The organism is Schaalia naturae, from assembly GCF_042665795.1.
Lineage (GTDB): Bacteria > Actinomycetota > Actinomycetes > Actinomycetales > Actinomycetaceae > Pauljensenia > Pauljensenia naturae.
This window is the reverse complement of record NZ_JBHTEF010000001.1, coordinates 1,662,536-1,682,285: the sequence shown is the minus strand read 5'-3', so window position 1 is coordinate 1,682,285 and position 19,750 is coordinate 1,662,536. Positions and strand designations below refer to the sequence as shown.

16 protein-coding genes and 1 riboswitch are annotated in these 19,750 nt (G+C 72.5%); of the genes, 12 read left to right on the top strand and 4 right to left on the bottom strand.

The features are described from left to right. On the top strand, positions 1-1,062 hold the full coding sequence (locus ACFQWG_RS07480; protein ID WP_380973847.1) for an NAD(P)H-dependent glycerol-3-phosphate dehydrogenase: 1,062 nt from the start codon (positions 1-3) through the stop codon (positions 1,060-1,062). A gap of 3 nt (positions 1,063-1,065) precedes the next feature. On the opposite strand, the gene ACFQWG_RS07475 is transcribed toward ACFQWG_RS07480, so the two are convergent. Further along, positions 1,066-2,562 carry a xylulokinase gene (locus ACFQWG_RS07475; RefSeq protein ID WP_380973844.1) on the bottom strand — a complete coding sequence of 499 codons (1,497 nt, stop codon included), beginning with the start codon at positions 2,560-2,562 and terminating at the stop codon, positions 1,066-1,068. Between the two features lie 296 nt (positions 2,563-2,858). Here ACFQWG_RS07475 and purU point away from each other — a divergent pair, with 296 nt between their 5' ends. From purU to ACFQWG_RS07460, 3 genes are all read left to right on the top strand, one after another. After that, positions 2,859-3,740 carry a formyltetrahydrofolate deformylase gene (gene purU, locus ACFQWG_RS07470; protein WP_380973841.1) on the top strand — a complete coding sequence of 294 codons (882 nt, stop codon included), beginning with the start codon at positions 2,859-2,861 and terminating at the stop codon, positions 3,738-3,740. A gap of 107 nt (positions 3,741-3,847) precedes the next feature. Beyond that, positions 3,848-3,932: riboswitch (ZMP/ZTP riboswitch) on the top strand. A 43-nt stretch (positions 3,933-3,975) separates the two neighbouring features. Continuing rightward, the gene (gene glyA / locus ACFQWG_RS07465; RefSeq protein ID WP_291495668.1) at positions 3,976-5,271 is read left to right on the top strand and encodes a serine hydroxymethyltransferase; all 1,296 of its coding nucleotides are present in this window, start codon (positions 3,976-3,978) and stop codon (positions 5,269-5,271) included. Continuing rightward, positions 5,268-6,161, top strand: a complete 894-nt coding sequence (locus tag ACFQWG_RS07460) for a bifunctional methylenetetrahydrofolate dehydrogenase/methenyltetrahydrofolate cyclohydrolase (protein ID WP_380973838.1) — start codon at positions 5,268-5,270, stop codon at positions 6,159-6,161. Before glyA ends, ACFQWG_RS07460 begins: the two co-directional genes overlap by 4 nt. Positions 6,162-6,239: 78 nt before the next feature. Here ACFQWG_RS07460 and ACFQWG_RS07455 read toward each other — a convergent pair whose 3' ends face one another. Continuing rightward, positions 6,240-7,268, bottom strand: coding sequence for a cation diffusion facilitator family transporter (locus ACFQWG_RS07455; protein WP_380973835.1), 1,029 nt, complete (start codon positions 7,266-7,268; stop codon positions 6,240-6,242). Positions 7,269-7,374: 106 nt separating this feature from the next. Between ACFQWG_RS07455 and ACFQWG_RS07450 the strand changes: the two genes are divergently transcribed. Then, positions 7,375-8,205 carry an exodeoxyribonuclease III gene (locus ACFQWG_RS07450; protein ID WP_380973831.1) on the top strand — a complete coding sequence of 277 codons (831 nt, stop codon included), beginning with the start codon at positions 7,375-7,377 and terminating at the stop codon, positions 8,203-8,205. Here ACFQWG_RS07450 and ACFQWG_RS07445 read toward each other — a convergent pair. Both ACFQWG_RS07445 and ACFQWG_RS07440 read right to left on the bottom strand, forming a co-directional pair. Beyond that, positions 8,193-9,278, bottom strand: coding sequence for a YihY/virulence factor BrkB family protein (locus ACFQWG_RS07445; RefSeq protein ID WP_380973828.1), 1,086 nt, complete (start codon positions 9,276-9,278; stop codon positions 8,193-8,195). The two genes, ACFQWG_RS07450 and ACFQWG_RS07445, sit on opposite strands and share 13 nt — an antisense overlap. A gap of 52 nt (positions 9,279-9,330) precedes the next feature. Further along, positions 9,331-9,873: a 2'-5' RNA ligase family protein gene (locus ACFQWG_RS07440; RefSeq protein ID WP_291495656.1), complete on the bottom strand. Its 543-nt coding sequence runs from the start codon at positions 9,871-9,873 to the stop codon at positions 9,331-9,333. 255 nt (positions 9,874-10,128) lie between these two features. Between ACFQWG_RS07440 and galT the strand changes: the two genes are divergently transcribed. The 7 genes from galT to ACFQWG_RS07405 all read left to right on the top strand — a co-directional run bounded on the left by galT (position 10,129) and on the right by ACFQWG_RS07405 (position 19,747). Further along, the gene (gene galT, locus ACFQWG_RS07435; RefSeq protein WP_380976281.1) at positions 10,129-11,289 is read left to right on the top strand and encodes a galactose-1-phosphate uridylyltransferase; all 1,161 of its coding nucleotides are present in this window, start codon (positions 10,129-10,131) and stop codon (positions 11,287-11,289) included. Between the two features lie 4 nt (positions 11,290-11,293). Next, positions 11,294-12,559 (top strand): galactokinase, encoded by a 1,266-nt coding sequence (gene galK, locus ACFQWG_RS07430; protein ID WP_380973825.1) that lies wholly within the window; start codon positions 11,294-11,296, stop codon positions 12,557-12,559. Positions 12,560-12,653: 94 nt separating this feature from the next. After that, entirely contained in the window at positions 12,654-13,256 is a 603-nt protein-coding gene (pth, locus tag ACFQWG_RS07425; RefSeq protein ID WP_380973822.1) for an aminoacyl-tRNA hydrolase, read from the top strand. A 72-nt stretch (positions 13,257-13,328) separates the two neighbouring features. Beyond that, positions 13,329-16,976 (top strand): transcription-repair coupling factor, encoded by a 3,648-nt coding sequence (gene mfd, locus ACFQWG_RS07420; RefSeq protein ID WP_380973819.1) that lies wholly within the window; start codon positions 13,329-13,331, stop codon positions 16,974-16,976. Positions 16,977-17,065: 89 nt separating this feature from the next. After that, positions 17,066-17,674 carry a hypothetical protein gene (locus ACFQWG_RS07415; RefSeq protein ID WP_380973816.1) on the top strand — a complete coding sequence of 203 codons (609 nt, stop codon included), beginning with the start codon at positions 17,066-17,068 and terminating at the stop codon, positions 17,672-17,674. Positions 17,675-17,773: 99 nt separating this feature from the next. Then, positions 17,774-19,054 (top strand): phosphopyruvate hydratase, encoded by a 1,281-nt coding sequence (gene eno, locus ACFQWG_RS07410; protein ID WP_380973814.1) that lies wholly within the window; start codon positions 17,774-17,776, stop codon positions 19,052-19,054. Between the two features lie 144 nt (positions 19,055-19,198). Then, on the top strand, positions 19,199-19,747 hold the full coding sequence (locus tag ACFQWG_RS07405; protein ID WP_380973811.1) for an FtsB family cell division protein: 549 nt from the start codon (positions 19,199-19,201) through the stop codon (positions 19,745-19,747). The last annotated feature ends 3 nt before the right edge of the window (positions 19,748-19,750 follow it).

Genomic DNA, 19,750 nt, shown 5'->3' with positions numbered 1-19,750 from the left:
ATGACGACCGTGGCGGTTCTCGGAGCGGGGATCATGGCGAGCGCCCTGACGTTCCCGCTGGCCGAGAACGGGGACGACGTCCGCCTGGTCGGGACGCATCTGGACCGGGACCTCATCGACTCCCTCCAGAGGACGGGGGTGCACCCGGGCCTCGGACTGGCGGTGAACCCCGCCGTCCGGGCATACCAGCTGGAGGACGCGCCCCGGGCGTTCGAGGGGGCGGACGTCGCGATGTCCGGCGTGAACTCGTTCGGCGTGCACTGGGCCGGCCGCCAGTTCGCCCGCCTCCTGCGACCGGGCATGCGGGTCCTTTCTATCACCAAGGGGATGGAGGCCGACGACGAGGGGACGTTGCGCATCCTGCCGGACGTCATGAGGTCCCTCGTGCCCGCCGACGTCGCGGACGGCGTCACATGGTCTGCGGTCGTGGGCCCTTCGATCGCCGGAGAGGTGGCGGTGCACCGCGACACCTGCGTCGTCTTCTGCGGGGAGGACCAGGTCTCACTCGACGGCCTGGCGGATCTCTTCCGCACGCCCTACTACCACGTGTGGACCTCCACCGACTTCGTGGGCCACGAGGTCGGGGCCGCCGTCAAGAACATCTACGCGTTCGCCGCCGGCTTCGGCCAGGGCCTGCTCGACCGCGAGGGAGAGGCGGAGGCGCGCTACCGGCGCTTCAACTACGGGGCCGCCGTCTTCGCCGAGGGGCAGAAGGAGATCCGGCAGTTCGTCTCGATGCTCGGGGGCAGACCGGAGACGGCGGACGGACTGGGAGGGGTCGGCGACATGTTCGTCACCTCGATGGGCGGGAGGAACGTCCGAGCCGGACGCTACGTCGGCGCAGGCATCCCGTTCTCCGAGGTGCGCGGGCGCCTGATGAAGGGCGTGACGCTGGAGGGCGTCCACGCCATCAGCGTGATCGGCGCGGCGCTGGAGCGGCTGACGGAGCGCGGACTCGTCGGCGCGTCGGACTTCCCCCTCTGCCGCCACCTGTACCGGGTGGTCGAGCAGGACGCCCCCATCGACATGCCCTTCGAGGAGTTCTTCGGAGGCATGCGGTAGGCGTCACGCGTCCGGGCCCGCTGTGAGGCGGATGCGCTCGAACATGTCCTTGACCGCGGGGTAAAACTCGCGCTGGATCGCGTGCCATCGCCGGTACTCGGCGGCGCGGCCGGGGTCCGGATCGGTCCTCTCCCCGCGATGGCACATCCCCTCCGCCGCCGCCTCCGCACTCGGGTAGGCGCCCACTGCCGCCATCGCGAGGACGGCCGCGCCGTGCGCCGACACCTCGGCGACCGAGGAGAGGATGAGGGGGAGGCCTGTCGCGTCGGCGAGGATGGACCGCCACAGCGCCGAGCGCGATCCGCCTCCCATCGCGTGGAGCTCCGTGACCGGGTGGCCGAGGTCGTCGGCCATCCTCTCGAGGTTGGAGCAGAGCTCGAAGGCCATGCCCTCCATGAGCGAGCGGTAGGCGTGGGCGCGGGTGTGCCCCGAGCCGAACCCGATCATCGCCCCCCGTGCGAAGGGATTCCAGAAGGGGGTCTGGACGGCGTTCCAGTAGGGCAGGGTGATCAGCCCCTCGCTGCCGGGGGCGACAGCGGACGCCTCCCGCTCGAGGTCCGGATCGACGGATCCGCCCAGACCCGGGTCCCCGAGCTCCTCACGGAACCAGTTGAGCAGGACCGAACCGGAGTTCTGGACCGACTCGAGGACGTAGCGGCCGGGGATGCCGGAGACGAGCGTGCGGTACGCGCTGCCGAGGAGGCAGCCGGACGCGTGCACCCCGCAGACGATGGAGGTCCCCACGTTGAGGTAGGCAATGCCGGGCCGGATGGCCGCGGCCCCGAGTCCCGCCGCCTGGCCGTCCCCGAGCCCCGCGATCAGGGGGATGCCGTCCGCAAGCCCCCAACGGTGCTGCAGCTCCGGTCGGATCGGAGCGATCGGCGCCCCCGGTTCTGCGAGCCCGGGCATCTGGGAGGGGCGCAGCCCGGCGAGCCGCAGCAGTTCCGGGGCCCAGGTCCTGCGCCGCACATCGAAGAGCCCCAGCGAGTCGGCGCTCGCGGTCGAGGACACCCACCGCCCGGTGAGCCGGTGGGCCAGGAAGGCATGGACATCGACGATGCGTTCGGCATGCTCGATGTTCGACGGCTCGTTCTGCGCGATCCACGCGATCTTGTAGAGCGCCGGGGTCGTGTCCGGCTGTTTTCCGGACAACTCATGGACGTGCGGCGATCCCAGGCGGCGGATCTGGTCGCCAGCCCGCGAGTCGAGCCAGAGGATGGCGGGGCGCTGCGCGGCCCCGTCCCGGTCGAGCAGCGCGAACGTCTCGCGCTGATGGGTGAGGCACATCGCCGCGATGCGGCGCCGGTCGTCTCCGGGCACCTTCGCCACGGCCTCGTCGACTGCCGCGCGGACCGCCGCCCACCAGTCGGCGGGATCCTGCTCATAGCGGTCCATCCCCGGCGTGCGCAGGGGGATCGGCTGTCTGCCCGAGGCGCATACGTCTCCGTTGCGGGCCACGACGACGGCCTTGGCTGCGGATGTCGAGCAGTCGATGGCCACGACCAGGGGATCCTCGACGGCCCTCGGCGACGCTCCACGGCCGGCGCGTCGCGCGCTCGCGGGCGGGATGCCGCTGGGCGACGGGACAATCCTCTGGGGCTGCGGCATACCTGGACCTCTTCGCCCATCGGTTCGTGAGGCGGGTGCCGCGCTTCCTCGGAGCGGCCCCGTCGGCTCGATGCGGTCCCAGCATAGCCCGCCAGACGCCCGCCGCGCCGGCGAGGGGGCGCAGCGGGGCCGTTCGCGGGCCGAGCATCCGGCGCCCGGCTCCTTCCCGCCCGCCTACTCTGTGCGCCATGACGACTCCCGCCCCGGCATCGGCCGCCTCTGGCTCCGAGCAGCTGATCCTCACGCTGTCCTGTCCCGACCAGCCCGGCATCGTGCACGCCGTCTCCGGCGTCGTCACCGGGGTCGACGGCAATATCATCCAGTCCCAGCAGTTCGGCGATCCGGACTCGGGGCTGTTCTTCATGCGGGTGGAGGCCGACTCCCCATCCGGGCGCGGTCCCGTGGAGGCGGGCATGGCCGAGGTCGGGTCGCGCTTCGGGGGGACATGGCGCGTCGAAGAGTCCGGCCGCCCGCTGCGCACGGTCGTCATGGTCTCGCGCGAGGGGCACTGCCTGACGGACCTCCTGTACCGCCAGCGCTCCCAGGGCCTGCCCATCGACGTCGTCGCGGTCGTCGGCAACCACCCGGACCTGGCGCCCGTCGCCCAGTTCTACGGCGTCCCCTTCCTTCTGGTGCCCGTCACGAAGGACACCCGGCAACGCGCCGAGGACGAGTTGCTGGACCTCGTGCGCGCCGAGCGCGTCGAGCTCATCGTGCTGGCCCGGTACATGCAGGTCCTCTCGCCGGCCGTGTGCGAGGAAATGGCTGGGCGCGTCATCAACATCCATCATTCCTTCCTGCCCAGTTTCAAAGGGGCGCGCCCCTACGCCCAGGCCCATGAACGCGGCGTCAAACTCATCGGGGCGACCGCCCACTATGTCACTCCGGACCTCGACGAGGGGCCCATCATCGAGCAGGACGTCGCCCGCGTCACCCACGCCGACTCGACGGCGGACATGGTGGCGCTGGGCCAGGACGTCGAGCGCCGCGTCCTGGCGCAGGCCGTGCGCTGGCACTGCGAACACCGCGTCCTCATGGACGGCTCCCGCACCGTCGTGTTCTCGCGCTGACCGGCGGCCTCGGCGCGGAGACGCGCCGGGAGCGGGCGGCGACGCCCTCGTCGGGAGGGCTCCGCGGTGGACGCCGGAGGATCGGCCCGGGCGGGCTGCGCTAGGCTGACCGCAGTCGTGACTGGCGCACAGGTGGGGGACCACCGGGGAGCGATCGATCGGACGCCGCGGCCGCCCGCCTGGGCCGGGGCTCCACCCGGGAGACCGGTGAGTGAACCTGATCTGGAGAGAGCCCATGAGCGATTCCCTCAATGACATGACCCTGGCGGAGCTCGACCCCGAGATCCGCGCCGTGCTGGATGACGAGCTCGCCCGCCAGCGCGGGACGCTCGAGATGATCGCGTCGGAGAACTTCGTCCCCCGCGCCGTCCTGGAGGCGCAGGGGTCGGTCCTGACGAACAAGTACGCGGAGGGCTATCCCGGCCGGCGCTACTACGGGGGCTGCGAGTTCGTCGACGTCGCGGAGCAGCTGGCCATCGACCGCGCGAAGGCGGTGTTCGGCGCGGACTTCGTCAACGTCCAGCCCCATTCGGGCGCGCAGGCCAATGCCGCGGCGCTCATGGCGATGGCGGCGCCCGGGGACACGATCCTGGGGCTGTCCCTGGCCCACGGCGGCCACCTCACCCACGGGATGCGGATCAACTTCTCCGGCAAGCTCTACCACGCCACCGCCTACGAGGTGGATCGCGCGACGCAGCGTATCGAGCCCGATCGGGTCCGCGAGGTCGCTCTGCGCGAGCACCCGAAGGTCATCATCGCCGGATGGTCCGCCTACCCGCGCCACCTGGACTTCCAAGCCTTCCGCGACATCGCCGACGAGGTCGGGGCCGCGCTGTGGGTCGACATGGCGCACTTCGCCGGCCTGGTCGCCGCCGGCCTCCATCCCAGCCCCCTGCCCCACGCGGACATCGTGACGACGACGGTCCACAAGACGCTCGGCGGGCCGCGCTCGGGCATGATCCTCTCCTCGCGCGGCGAGCAGTGGGGGAAGCGGGTCAACTCCGCGGTCTTCCCCGGCCAGCAGGGCGGTCCCCTCATGCACGTCATCGCCGCCAAGGCGATCGCGATGAAGATCGCGCAGACGCCTGAGTTCCGCGACCGGCAGGTCCGCACCCTCGAGGGCGCCCAGAGGCTCGCCGAGCGCCTGGGCTCCCCCGATGCCCGGGCCGCCGGGATCCGGCTGGTGACTGGCGGCACCGACGTTCATCTCGTCCTCGTCGACCTCGTGGAGTCCCCGCTGGACGGGAAACAGGCCGAGGACCTGCTCCACGAGGTGGGCATCACCGTCAACCGCAACGCGGTGCCCTTCGACCCGCGCCCGCCGGCCGTCACCTCGGGTCTGCGCATCGGCACGCCGGCGCTGGCCACCCGCGGATTCGACGCGGAGGACTTCACCGAGGTCGCCGACATCATCGCGACGGCGCTCATCCAGGGCGCGGCCGGAGCGGGAGCCGTGGACGTCGAGGGACTGCGCGCCCGCGTCCGCGCGCTCACCGACGCCCATCCCCTCTACGCCGGACTCGACCGGTGAGAGCGCCGTGGGACGGCTCCGCCCAGGTCCTCGACGGCGCGGCCACGGCGGCGGCCATCAAGGCCGAGCTGGGGGAGCGGGTCGCGGCGCTGCGCTCCCGCGGCATCGTCGCCGGGCTGGGGACGATCCTCGTGGGGGAGGACCCGGGGTCCGTGGCCTACGTCGCCGGCAAGCACCGCGACTGCGCGGAGGTCGGTCTGGAGTCGATCCGCATCGACCTGCCGGCCACCGCCTCACAGCGTGAGATCGAGGCCGCGGTCGACCGCCTGAACGCCGATCCCGCCTGCACGGGCTACATCGTGCAGCTGCCCCTGCCCCGCGGCGTCGACGCCAACGCCGTGCTCGAGCGGATCGATCCGGCCAGGGACGCCGACGGCCTGCATCCGACGAACCTGGGGCGCTTGGTCCTGCGGGGGAGCGGCCCCATCGACTCGCCCCTGCCGTGCACGCCGCGCGCCGTCATCGAGCTCATGGCGCGTCACGGGATCTCGCTGGAGGGCGCGGACGTGTGCGTGATCGGGCGCGGCGTGACCGTCGGGCGCTCGATCGGGCTGCTGCTGACCCGGCGCGAGGTCAACGCGACCGTGACCCTGTGCCATACGGGGACGCGCGGCCTCGCGGAGAAGGTCCGCTCCGCCGACGTGGTGGTCGCCGCTGCGGGGTCGGCGGGGCTGGTGACGCCCGGCATGGTGCGCCCGGGGGCCGTCGTCCTGGACGTCGGCGTGTCTCGCGTGCCGACGGCCTCGGGGAGATCCCGCCTCCAGGGCGACGTCGCGGACGGCGTCGACCGGGTGGCGTCCTGGCTGTCCCCGAATCCGGGCGGGGTGGGCCCGATGACGAGGGCGCTGCTGCTGATGAACGTGGTGGAGGCCGCCGAGAGGTCTGCTTGAGGCGCGTCCGGCCCCGGGCGAGGCGAACGATCGATCTCCACGGTTCGGCGCACCAGCGGGCTGGCGCCCCGCCGCGGGTCAGTGCGCGAGGACCTCGTGGTCGCGGTGCCCGGGGGAGTCGATCTGGAAGGTCGAGTGGGCCACCGGCACCGCGAAATGGGTGGCGACGCACGTCTGCAGGGTGTGGACGAGGTCGCGGCACTCGTGCTCGGTGGCGTCCTCGTCGACGGTGACGTGGGCCGTCAGGGAGACGACGCCGGTCGCGATCGTCGTGGCGTGGAGGTCGTGGACGTCGCGGACCGCGGGCAGGGCCAGGATGTGGGTGCGGACCTGGGAGAGGTCGAGGGACTCCGGGGTCTCCTCCATGAGGATCCGCAGGGACCTCCGCAGCAGAGCGAACGCGCGGGGCGCCATGAGCGCGGCGATGAAAAGGGAGGCGACCGCGTCCCCGCCGTCCCACCCGGTGGCCAGGGCGAGAACCGAGGCGAGGATGACGGCCACGGACCCCAGCGCGTCATTGGCGACCTCGAGGACGGCCGCGCGCATGTTGAGCGACTCCCCGCGCCCGCCGGCCAGGATCCCCAGCGAGACGACGTTGGCGGCGAGGCCGACGATGCCGATGACGAGCATCGGGACGGGTTCCAGCGGGGTCGGGGCGAGGAGACGGTTGACCGCCTCCCAGGCGACCATCAGGCAGATGACGGCGAGCATGCCGGCCTGGAGGGCGGCGGCGACGACCTCGGAGCGCGCCCAGCCCCAGGTGTGGCGGTCGTCGCGCGGACGGGTCATCAGGTGGGCCGCGACGAGGGCGATGACCAGGCCCGCCGAGTCGACGAGCATGTGCCCGGCATCGGCGGCCAGGGAGAGCGATCCGGAGACCGCGGCCCCGACGAGCTCCGCGACGAGGACGCTCATCGTGACGAGCAGCGCCAGGGCGAGCCGGGTGCGCGAGCTCGAACCGTGCGAATGGGAGTGTCCGTCATCCTCGTGGGACGGGGCGTGGGACGGCCCGGCGGAGGCCGGTGCGCCGCCGCCGGACGCGCCGTCCCCGGAGGCGCCGGGCCCGCAGTGTGTGATCCGGCCGGTGGGCGGCTCCTTCTCGGTCATGACACTCCTTCTCATATACCCCAAGGGGGTATGTCGTCGGGTCTCCACGATAACCCGGAGCGGCGTCGGGGTCCAGATGCCGGTCCCCTCGGGCACAATGGGAGCCATGACCAGGATCTCGACCGTCAACCTCAACGGCATCAGGGCAGCCTCGCGGCGCGGGCTCGGACAATGGCTCGAGCGGGAGTCTCCCGACGTCCTCCTCATGCAGGAGGTCCGGGCCGACGCCCCGACCGCGCGCGAGCTCCTCGGCGGCTCCTGGCGGCTGAGCGTGGTGCCGTCGCGGATCAAGGGGCGAGCGGGCGTGGCCGTGGCGGTGCGCGCCGGAGCGGGGGAGGCGATCGAGGTCTCCGCCACCCGCGAGATCCTCGACGAGGAGGAGACCGACGCGGACTCCGGGCGTTGGCTGGAGGTGGACCTCGACCTCGCCTCGGGGACCCGGCTCACGGTGGTCTCCGCCTACTTCCACTCCGGCGAGGTCGGCTCGCCCAAGGAGGAGGCGAAGATGGCGCATCTGCCGCGCGTCGGCGCGCGCATGGCCGGACTCCTGGCCGAGGCCCGGCGTCCGGACGGGCGCCAGGCCCTCGTCGCCGGCGACTTCAACATCGTCCGCTCGCGCGCCGACATCAAGAACTGGACGTCCAACCACAACAAGCACGCCGGCGTCCTCGACGAGGAGATCGCGTTCCTCACGGGCTGGGTCGGGGCCGGCTGGCGCGACGTGACCCGCGACCTGGCCGGGGACGTGCAGGGGCCTTACACCTGGTGGTCGTGGCGGGGCAAGGCCTTCGACAACGACACGGGGTGGCGCATCGACTACCAGTTCGCCACGCCGCTCCTCGCGGAGCACGCGACGGGGCTGCGCATCGGGCGGGCGGACAGCTATGACGCCCGGTTCTCCGACCACGCGCCGCTCAGCATCGACTACGACCTCTGATCGGGTTCGCCGTCCGGGTCGGGGAGCTCGGGCAGGAGCTCGCCCGTGACCGGGTGGTGCGGCCAGTCGAGCGTGTGCGGGCTGGTCATCGTCACGTAATTCGGACGCTCGCGGAAATGGACGGCCGCGGGGCGCGTGACGGGCGTCGCCGCTGGCGGGTTCGCCATCCATGCGGAGACGGTGAGGACGACGCGGACCAGCAGGTGGATCCACAGGACCAGCGTGACCAGCGAGGCGGCCGTCGTCAGGAGCGGGCCCTTCACCGCTCCCACGGCAGCCGTCCCGAGCGTGCGGAGCACCAGGGCGGCGGCGGAGAACAGGGCCAACCCCCAGGCGAGGTCCGGTCCCGGGACTCGCACCCCGGCCACGACCCGGACGAGCAGCAGGAGGACGGCGGCGTCCACCACCAGCGCGAGGAGGTGGGAGCCCGCCTGGATGAACAGGCGCCCCGCTCCCATGCCGGCGCCGAGGCGGTCCATGGTCCAGTCCCCGAGGAGGTCCATGAGGATCCCCGCCCCGGCGCCCGCCGCCAGCCCGGCGGCCAGCCCCGCGGCTCCCACCGCGTTGCGGCCGAGGGTGAGGAGCCCGTTCTCCGGAAGCGAGACCACGCCGAACATCGCGCGGATCGAGGAAGCCAGCGATCCCACCAGGGAGATCGCGGACCACGCGGCCACCGCCAGGGCGAGGGCCCCCGCGAGCGACCAGACGTCGGAGCGGACCAGCGAGTCCGGATCCACCAGCCCGGTGGCGTCCGAGCCCGTTCGGAGCAGGCCCGGCAGAGCGGCGTTCACCGTCGACGCGACGGCGTCCCTGAGCTCTTGGTCCGCTCCGAGGACCGCCATGAGGACCGTCCACGCGAGGGTGAGCGCCGCGGTGAGGGAGAGCAGCGTCGTCAGCGCCAGCCCCGAGGCGAGCACCCCGCCGTTGCGCGCGCCGTAGCGTGAGAGCGCCCGGGCGACGCGGGTGCCGGTCCACCAGGTCGCGACCGCGCGGGCGCGCTGAAGGACGCCGGGGGTCGTGAGGGCCGCGCGCAGGCGCGGCGCCGGGCGCGGGGGCGTCCGCTGAGGGCTCATCCCCCTAACCTAGCGGCGGGCGGCCCTCTCGGGCACCGCGGGGCAAGCCGGATCAGGCCTGGGCGAAATCGAAGAGCGCCATGGAGGAGTACATGCCGGACTCGTCGACGCGGTCCAGCCGGAAGCCCGGGACGATCCAGGAGGCCTCGAAGTCCGCGCCGAGCTCGAGAGCGAGGTCGAGGGCGGGGTCGTCGACGCCCTGGGCGAGGGTGACGTGGGGGTGGTAGGGGAAGCGCAGGGGACGGTCCAGCGGTCCGGTGCGCACGTCGTCGGCCAGCAGTCGGCATTCCTGCGCCCCCTCGGCCACGGAGAGGTACGCGACCTGTGTGAGGGGACGGAAGGACCCGGTGCCGTGCAGGGTGAGCCGGAAATGGTGGTGGCGCTGGGCGACGGAACGCAGGTGGCGGATCACCCGGGTGCGGTCCTGGGCGGGCACGGGCACCGGGGGCAGCACCGTGACGTGGGCGGGCACCAGCGCGCCCTGGAGGTCGCCCAGCCCCAGCCGCAGTTCCGTGAGCTGGGTGACCCAGGGCTCGGGAATGGCGACGACCACGCCCAGCCACTCCTGGCCGCGCGAGCGTTCGGGAAGATACATGGGCCACCTGGGACTCGGGGACGGCTCGGGATCCCGGGCGGGACCCACGGCCCTCCATCGTAGGCGAGCCCGCGGAGGGGAGGATCGCCGGCCCGTCGGCACGACCGGTATGGTGACGCAACCATGCCGGTGTTCTAGACTGGTGCCCAGCCGATCGTGCGACCGCGCGGACGGCGGCTCAATGGAGCTGGAACTGTGGCGTGTGAGGCGTCGGAGGAGGGCCCGGACGTGGGTGCGAAGGTGCGCAAGACGGCGATGAGACTGGCCGACGGCCGGGATCTGTTCTACTTCGACGACAACCCGGAGTACGTGTCGGGCGCCAGGACCCGCCGCCTGGACGATCCCCGCCCGCTGGGCGATCGTTTCGCCCCCGTCACGGGCCCGGACGGCGAGCAGCGTCCCTTCGTCGGCCCGCAGATGCGCCACGATCCCCTCACGGGGGAGTGGATCCCCATGGCCACCCACCGCATGAACCGCACGTTCCTGCCGCCGGCCAGCGCGAACCCCTTCGCCCCGGCCCGGCCGGGCGCGGCGTACTCCGACGGGGAGATCCCCGACACAGACTACGACGTCGTCGTCTTCGAGAACCGCTTCCCCTCCCTCATGCGCACCCCGGACACCGCCATCGGCGCCGCCCCCTCCGTGTGCGAGGGCGAGCCGCTGTTCTTCTCTGCCCCGGCTGCGGGGCGCTGCGAGGTCATCTGTTTCACCCCGAACCTTGAGGACTCTCTGGCCACGGTCCCGCGCTCCCGCATGCGCACGGTCATCGAGGCCTGGGCCGACCGCACCGCCGAGCTGTCCGCGATGGAGGGGATCGAACAGGTCTTCTGCTTCGAGAACCACGGCAAGGAGATCGGCGTCACCCTCTCCCACCCCCACGGGCAGATCTACGCCTACCCCTACGTCCCGCCGAAGACCCACACGATGGCCACGCAGGCGGTGGCCTACCGCGAGTCCACCGGCGGGGACCTCGAGCGGGAGGTGCTCGCCGCGGAGCTGCGGTCGGGTCGGCGCATCATCGCCCAGACGGATCACTGGGTGCTCTACGTGCCCTTCGCCGCGCGCTGGCCCGTCGAGATGCACTTGGTGCCGCGCCGCGCCGTCGCAGACATCCCGGAGTTGTCGGACGAGGAGCGCGAGGACCTGGCTGACATCTATCTCCACATGCTCCAGGCCGGCAACCGCTTCTTCCAGGACCCCGACGGGATGGGGATCGAGCTGCCCTACATCGCGGCCTGGCATCAGGCCCCCGTCCGTCAGTTCCGCGACGACCTGCACCTGCACCTCGAGTTCTTCTCGGTGCTGCGGGCCCCCAACAAGCTCAAGTACCTGGCAGGCTCCGAGTCTGGGATGGCGGCGTGGATCTCCGACACGACGCCGGAGCAGATCGCCGACCGCCTGCGCGAGGTGTGGTGACCCCATGACCGACCGCATCGCGTCCTCCCCCGACTACCACCACGCGGCCACGCCCGAGCAGGGCGTCGCCGAGGCCGAGGCGTTGTTCGCCGGCGTCTTCGGCGGCCGGCCCGACGGCGTGTGGAGCGCGCCGGGACGGGTCAACGTCATCGGCGAGCACGTCGACTACAACGGCGGCCTGTGCCTGCCCATCGCCCTGCCCCACCGGGCCTATGTGGCGGTGCGCGTGCGCTCGGACCGGAGGATCCGCCTCGTGTCCCCCCAGACCCGCGACGCCGTCGACGAGCTGGACCTCGACGCGATCGGGCCGAAGGGCTCGGCGGGCGAGGTCCACGGCTGGGCCGCCTACCCGGCGGGCGTCGCCTGGGCCCTGGAGCAGGCGGGCCTGGGCCGCCTGCCCGGATTCGACGCCGCCCTGTGGTCGTGCGTCCCCCTCGGGTCGGGCCTCTCCTCCTCGGCGGCCCTGGAATGCTCGATGGCGGTCGCCCTGGACGACCTGGCCGGGCTGAGCCTGGCCGGAACGGCCGAACAGCCGGATGAGCGGGGACGGGGCGTGCTGGTGGACGCCTGCCGCCGCGCGGAGAACGACGTCGCCGGGGCGAACACAGGCGGGCTGGACCAGTCGGCGTCGCTGCGCTGCCGGACGGGGCACGCCCTCGAACTGGACTGCCGCGACATGTCGACCGCCCAGATCCCCTTCGACCTCCCGGCCGACGGCCTGGAGCTGCTGGTCATCAACACCCGCGCCCCCCACCAGCTGGTCGACGGGCAGTACGCCGAGCGGCGCGCCACCTGTGAGGAGGCGGCGCGCCTGCTCGGGGTCGGCCTGCTGGTCGAGGTCGCCGACCGCGACCTGGAGGAGACGCTGGCCATCCTGCCCGCCGACGTCATGCGCCGTCGCGTCCGCCACGTCGTCACCGAGATCCGGCGCACCCGGGACTTCGTCGCGATCCTGCGCGAGGGCGCACTCGAGGGCGGGCGCCTCGACCGCGCCGCCGCCCTCCTCGATGCCTCGCACGACTCGCTGCGCGACGACTACCAGGTGACGGTCCCCGAGCTGGACGTCGCCGTGGGCACGGCGCGGGAGCTGGGCGCCCACGGGGCGCGGATGACCGGCGGAGGCTTCGGGGGCTCGGCGATCGCGCTGGTCGACCGCTCGGAGAGCACCCGGATCGCCGCGGGCATCGCCGCGGCCTTCGCCGACAGGGGTTTCAACGCCCCGCAGTTCATCCCCACCGTCCCCGGCGGCCCCGCCGGCCGCGACGCATGATCGGCCGGTCCTCCGCGCGACCTCCACGTGACGTCGCCCGCACCCGGGCGCCGCGGGGCGGGGAGCCCGCCGGACGGGTGGCACAATCGGGACCATGACCGCAGATCGTGGACCCTGGCTGGTGGTCGGCTTGGGGAACCCGGGGGCGGAGTACGCCCACACCCGGCACAATGCGGGGCGCCTCGTCATCGAGGCGCTCTGCGCGCGTGCGGGCGCACGCCTGACCTCGCACCGTTCCCGCACACACACGGCGGACGTCCGCCTGGGGACGCTGCCGGGCGGCGCCCCGGGTCCGCGGGTGGTCCTGGCCCAGTCCGACTCGTACATGAACACCTCCGGCGGCCCCGTCTCCGCATTGGCCCGCTTCCTCGGCGTGGGCGCGGACCATCTGCTGGTCGTCCACGACGACCTCGATCTGCCCGCCCACGACCTGCGGCTGAAGAGGGGCGGGGGAGAGGGCGGGCACCGCGGCCTCCTCTCCATCTCGCAGGCCCTGGGCACACGCGACTACCATCGTCTGCGCGTCGGCATCGGGCGCCCCCCGGGGCGCCAGGATCCCGCCGACTTCGTGCTCGCCCCCCTCTCTCAGCGGGACCGACCCGACTGGGAGGTCACCTTCGAGCAGGCCGCTGACGTGGTCGAGGACGTCGTCGCGCACGGCTTCACGCAGGCCCAGCAGACGCTCCACTCCCGCTGAGCCGCGCCCCGCCCCACGGGCGGCGCTGCTCGCCGGCGGGGACGTCCGCCGCCCACACATCTGAGGAGAGCCATGACACTGAGCGGCCTGATCCCGCTCATCGCGCGCGACGCCGCGGTCGGAGAGGCGGTCGCCGGCATGGCGCGCCGCCGATCGGGCACGCTGGTCGCCCCGGTCGGCGTCCGCCCCGCCGTCGTGGCGCTGGCCTCCGAGCGCCTGGGCCCGTCCTCGACGATCGTGGTCGTCACGGCGAGCGGACGCGAGGCCGAGGCCGCGGCGAACGCGCTGGAGGGCTGGACGGAGGGCGTCGCCTCCTTCCCCTCGTGGGAGACGCTGCCGCACGAGCGCCTGAGCCCCCAGGCCGACACGATGGCCCGCCGGGCCGCCGTGCTGCGCCGCTTCGCCCACCCTGACGCCCGAGACCCGCGCACCGGGGCGATCCGGGTCCTCACCACCTCGGTGCGGGCGCTGCTCCAGCCCGTCATCCACGGCCTGGGGGACCTGCCGACGGTGCGCGTGCGCGTCGGCGACGTCGTCGACCTGCCCGACCTTGTGGCCCGGCTGCAGGCCCTGGGCTTCGAACGCGCCGACATGGTCGAGTCCCGCGGGCAGATGTCCGTGCGCGGCGGGATCCTCGACGTCTTCCCGCCCCAGGAGGCCCATCCCCTGCGCGTGGAGCTGTGGGGCGACGAGGTCGATGAGATCCGCTGGTTCTCGGTGTCCGACCAGCGCACCCTGGGCGCCGCCGACCAGGGTCTGTGGGCTGTGGCCTGCCGCGAGCTCCTCCTCACGCCCGAGGTCCGCGCCCGCGCCCGTGAGCGAGCCGCCGGCCTGCCTGGGGCCGCCGAGATGCTGGAGCTGGCGTCGGAGGGCATTCCGAGCCCGGGCCTCGAGTCGCTGGCCCCCGTCCTGTCCGAGGGCATGGACCGTCTCGTCGACCTGCTTCCCGACGACGCCGTCGTCATCGTCTCGGAGCCGGAGCGCGTCCGCGCCCGCGCCGCCGACCTCATCGCGACGACCGAGGAGTTCCTCACCGCCGCCTGGTCGGCCGCCGCCGGCGGGGGAGCCGTCCCCATCGAGGCCGGAAGCGCCTCCTTCCTGGATCTCGACGACGTCTGGGGAGCGGGGCCGGGCCGCGGATGGTGGCAGTTCACCGCCCTGCCCCCCGCGGCACTGGCCGAGGAGCTCGCCACGCCCGGACCCGATGCGGAGGGGAGCCCCTCCCAGGACCGCGGGGACGCCCCCAGAGGCTCCCGCGGCGGGCTGATGGCCCAGGAGCTGGGAGCGATCATCGCCTCGCCCTCGCTCATGCGGGCGGGGGCGCGCGAGGTGCGCCCCTACCGCGGCGATTTCGCCCAGGCGATCCGCGACCTGGGGGAGCTGGCCCGCGCCGGGTGGCGGCTGCTCGTCACCACCGAGGGACCTGGGCCGGGACGCCGCATCGCCTCGATCCTCAACGACGCGGGCGTGGCCGCCCAGGTCGCCGAGGGGGCGGAGCAAGTTCCGGAGCCCGGTGTCGTCCAGGTGACGACCGCCCAGGCCGGCGCGGGTTTCGTCATGGCCGAGCAGAGGCTCGCGGTCCTCACCGAGGGTGACCTGACCGGGCGCGCCGGGACCAGCACGCGGGACATGCGCCGCATGCCGTCCAGGCGGCGCAGGGGAGTCGACCCGTTGACGCTCCACGCGGGCGACCTCATCGTCCACGAGCAGCACGGCATCGGGCGCTTCGTCGAGCTCGTCTCGCGCACCATCGGGAGGGGGCCGCAGGCCGTCACCCGCGACTACCTGGTCGTCGAGTACGCGCCCTCGAGGCGCGGACAGCCCGGCGACCGGCTGTACGTGCCCACGGACTCCCTCGACCAGATCTCGAAGTACACCGGCTCCGACGAGCCGGCGCTGTCGAAGATGGGCGGCTCCGACTGGGCGAGGACGAAGGCGAGGGCGCGCAAGGCCGTCAAGGAGATCGCGGCCGAGCTCGTGCGGCTCTACGCCGTGCGCCAGTCGACGAGGGGCCACGCCTTCGCCCCCGACACCCCATGGCAGCAGGAGCTGGAGGACGCCTTCCCCTACGTCGAGACCCCCGACCAGCTGGTCACCATCGACGAGGTCAAGGCCGACATGGAGAGGCCCGTGCCGATGGACCGCCTGCTCACGGGCGACGTCGGATACGGCAAGACGGAGATCGCCGTGCGCGCGGCGTTCAAGGCCATCCAGGACGGCAAACAGGTCGCGATCCTCGTGCCGACGACCCTGCTGGTCCAGCAGCACCACGAGACCTTCACCGAGCGTTACGCCGGATTCCCCGTCGAGATCGGGACGCTCTCGCGTTTCTCGACCCCGAAGGAGGCCGAGGCCGTGCGCGAGGGCCTCGCCTCGGGGCGCGTCGACCTCGTCATCGGCACGCACTCCCTGCTCACCGGCACCGTCCGCTTCAAGGACCTGGGGTTGGTCGTCATCGACGAGGAACAGCGCTTCGGCGTCGAGCACAAGGAGACGCTGAAGGCGTTGCGCGCCGACGTCGACGTCCTGTCGATGTCCGCCACCCCGATCCCGCGCACCCTGGAGATGGCGGTCTCCGGGATCCGGGAGATGTCGATCCTCCAGACGCCCCCGGAGGAGCGCCAACCCGTCCTCACCTTCGTCGGCGCCTTCACGGACGCGCAGGTCACAGCCGCGATCCGGCGCGAGCTCCTGAGGGACGGGCAGGTGTTCTACGTCCACAACCGCGTCGACTCCATCTCCTCGGTGGCCGCCCACGTCAGCGAGCTCGTGCCCGAGGCCCGCGTGCGCGTCGCCCACGGCAGAATGACGCCCGACCAGCTCGAACGGGTGATCGTGGACTTCTGGAACCACGAGTTCGACGTGCTCGTGTGCACGACGATCGTTGAGACGGGCCTCGACATCTCCAACGCGAACACGCTGATCGTCGACCGCGCCGACGTGTTCGGCCTCTCCCAGCTGCACCAGTTGCGCGGGCGAGTGGGGCGCGGGCGGGAACGCGCCTACGCCTACTTCTTCTACCCCGGGGACCGGACCCTCACGGAGACGGCGCATGAGCGTCTGCGCACGATTGCGGAGAACACGGACCTGGGCGCGGGGCTGGCCGTCGCGGCGAAGGATCTGGAGATCCGCGGCGCCGGCAACCTGCTGGGCGGCGCCCAGTCCGGCCACATCGAGGGCGTGGGCTTCGACCTGTACGTGCGGATGGTCGCCGACGCGGTCGCCGAGTACAAGGGGGAGAGGCCCGCGGAGAAGACGGATGTGCGCCTGGAGCTCGCCGTCGACGCCCACATCCCCGAGGACTACATCCACGGCGAGCGGCTGCGCCTGGAGGTCTACGCGAAGATCGCGGGCGTGACCGGCCCCGCCCAGGAGAAGGATCTCCGCGAGGAGCTGGCCGACCGCTACGGGCCCGTGCCCCCCCAAGTGGATCTCCTGTTCGGCATCGCCCATCTGCGTGAGATCCTGCGCGGAGCGGGCCTCCAGGAGATGACGACCCAGGGGCGCTTCATCCGGGTCGCGCCCGTGGAGCTGGCCGACTCCCAGGTCATCAGGCTCAAGCGCCTCCACCCGGGAGCCGTCATCAAGCCGGCTGTACGGCAGGTGCTCGTGCCCGTGCCGACGACCGCGCGCGTGGGCGGGCGGCCCCTGTCCGACGAGGCCCTGCTGGAGTGGGCCCAGACCCTCGTCACGACCGTGCTCATCCCCTTCTCCTCGTGAGACGGGGGCGTCCCCGCGGGAGAGGCCGCGCCGCGAACTTGACGTAGACTGAGAAGCGGCCGATGAGGCCCGAGCGAGGGAGGACGCACGTGATTCGCACTCGAACAGGGAGGCTCCTGGCGGGGCTTTCCACAGCCGCGCTGGTCGGCGGCGGGCTCGGGGCCTGCTCGGCCCAGCCCGGGGTGGCCCTGAAGGTCGGGGACACGACCTTCACCGAGGCGGACATCACCCATGCGGCCGAGCAGTACGAGGCGATGACGGGCAGCTCCGTGGACCGCTACCAGTACGTGTGGTCGCTGAGCACGATCCCGGCCTTCCTCGACGCCGCGGAGTCCCAGGGGGTGTCCGTCGACGACGCCACCCTGGACGCCGACCTCCAGTCGTTGGTGGACAGCCAGTCCCTCGCCGAGGTGCCGGACGACCTCAGCCCCGCACTGCGCGAGATCCTGCGCTACCAGTTCGTCTACAGCGAGCTGTCCTCCTCCGACGTCGACCCGACCACCTTCAACGCCGCCTACGACGCGGCCCAGAAGAGCATCCCCGTGACCGTGAGCCCCCGCTACGGCTCGGCAGCGCCCACCTCCTCCACGGAGGGGGTGAGCACCGCGCTCGCGGACGTCGTCTCCGCCGACTCACTGGCCTCGGACGAGTCGGGCTCCACCGACCCCGATGGCGGCACCTCCCAGAGCGGTGACTGACATGGAGCGCCTGCTCTCGTAACCGGGGGGTGCCAGACCCCTCACCCGCACTACCGCGACCTCATCCACGAGCTCGCGGCAACACCGAAGGAGAACAACGTGGCAAGGATTGAGGCAATCGGAGCTCGCGAGATCCTGGACTCCCGTGGGAACCCGACCGTCGAGGTCGAGGTCCTGCTGGAGGACGGAACCGTCTCCCGCGCGTCCGTCCCCTCCGGCGCATCGACCGGTGCCTTCGAGGCCATCGAGCGCCGCGACGGCGACAAGGGCCGCTACCAGGGCAAGGGCGTCCAGGACGCCGTCGACGCCGTCACCGAGGTGATCGCCCCCGAGCTCATCGACGAGGAGGCCACCGAGCAGCGCCACATCGACGAGGCCATGATCGACCTCGACGGCACGGACAACAAGGGCAAGCTCGGCGCCAACGCGATTCTGGGCGTGTCCCTGGCCGTCGCCAAGGCCGCCGCCGAATCGGCCGGCCTGCCGCTGTACCGGTACCTGGGCGGCCCCAACGGCCACGTCCTGCCCGTCCCGATGATGAACATCCTCAACGGGGGCTCCCACGCTGACTCCAACGTCGACATCCAGGAGTTCATGATCGCCCCCGTCGGCGCGCCGACCTTCCGCGAGGCGCTGCGCATGGGCGCCGAGGTCTACCACACGCTGAAGTCCGTGCTCAAGGAGCGCGGGCTGTCGACGGGCCTGGGCGACGAGGGCGGCTTCGCGCCGAACCTCGACTCCAACGCCGAGGCGCTCGACCTCATCATCGAGGCCATCGAGAAGGCCGGATTCAAGCCGGGCGCGGACGTCGCTCTGGCCCTGGACGTCGCCTCCTCCGAGTTCTTCGCCGACGGCCTCTACCAGTTCGAGGGCGAAGGCCGCACGACCGACTACATGGTCTCCTACTACGAGAAGCTGATCTCGGACTACCCGTTGGTCTCGATCGAGGACCCGCTGTCGGAGGACGAGTGGGACGCGTGGAAGTCCCTGACCGCTGAGATCGGCGGCCGCGTCCAGCTGGTCGGCGACGACCTGTTCGTCACCAACCCGCAGCGCCTGCGCAAGGGCATCGAGATGGGCGTCGCCAACGCCCTCCTGGTCAAGGTCAACCAGATCGGCTCGCTGACCGAGACCCTCGACGCCGTCGAGGAGGCCCACCGCAACGGCTACCGTTCGATGACCTCCCACCGCTCCGGCGAGACCGAGGACACGACGATCGCCGACCTGGCGGTGGCGACGAACTCCGGCCAGATCAAGACCGGCGCTCCCGCCCGCACCGAGCGCGTGGCCAAGTACAACCAGCTGCTGCGCATCGAGGAGGAGCTGGGCGACGCCGCCGTCTACGCGGGCCGCACCTCCTTCCCGCGTTTCTCCTTCTGAGAGGCGGGTGCCCTGGGGGATCCCGACGGGATCCTCCCAGGGCGCTTCCATATCCGGGCGCCGGGCCCGCCGCGCGGCGCCGAGGTCGCGGACATGCCGCGTCGGCTCGCGCGCCGGGAGGCGGGGTCGGCGCACCATGGACCCATGGTCGAGTCCGCGTCCCCCCAGCGCCCCCACGCGCCGCGCCGCCCCGCCCGTCCGACGGCCTCGGACGTCCCGGCCGCGGGACGGGCGGGACGCTCCCCGCGTCGAAGCGCGCCCGGGGGCGGAGCGCGCCCGGGCGCCGCCCGGCCGGCGCGGAGCCTGAGCTTCGGGGGGCTCACGATCTCCGTGCGGATGCTGGAGGTCGCCGTGATGGCCGCGCTGCTCGCCGTCATGCTGGTGCCCTCGATCTACCAGTGGTGGCAGCAGGAGCAGGACTACCGCGACATCACCGCCCGCGTCGCCGCGGCCCAGGCGCGCAACGAGGACATGCGCCAACAGCTGGAGCTGTGGAAGGACCCGGACTACATCGACTCGCAGGCCCGCGCGCGCCTCGGCTACGTCAAGCCGGGGGAGACCCAGTACGCTGTCACGGACCCCGGGGAGGACCATCAGGCGCCCGCAGTTTCGGCCGCCGCGAGCGGCCCCGACCGCCCCTGGGTCCAATTGCTCGTCGCCTCCCTGACGGAGGCCGATTCCCCGGGGGAGTGACCA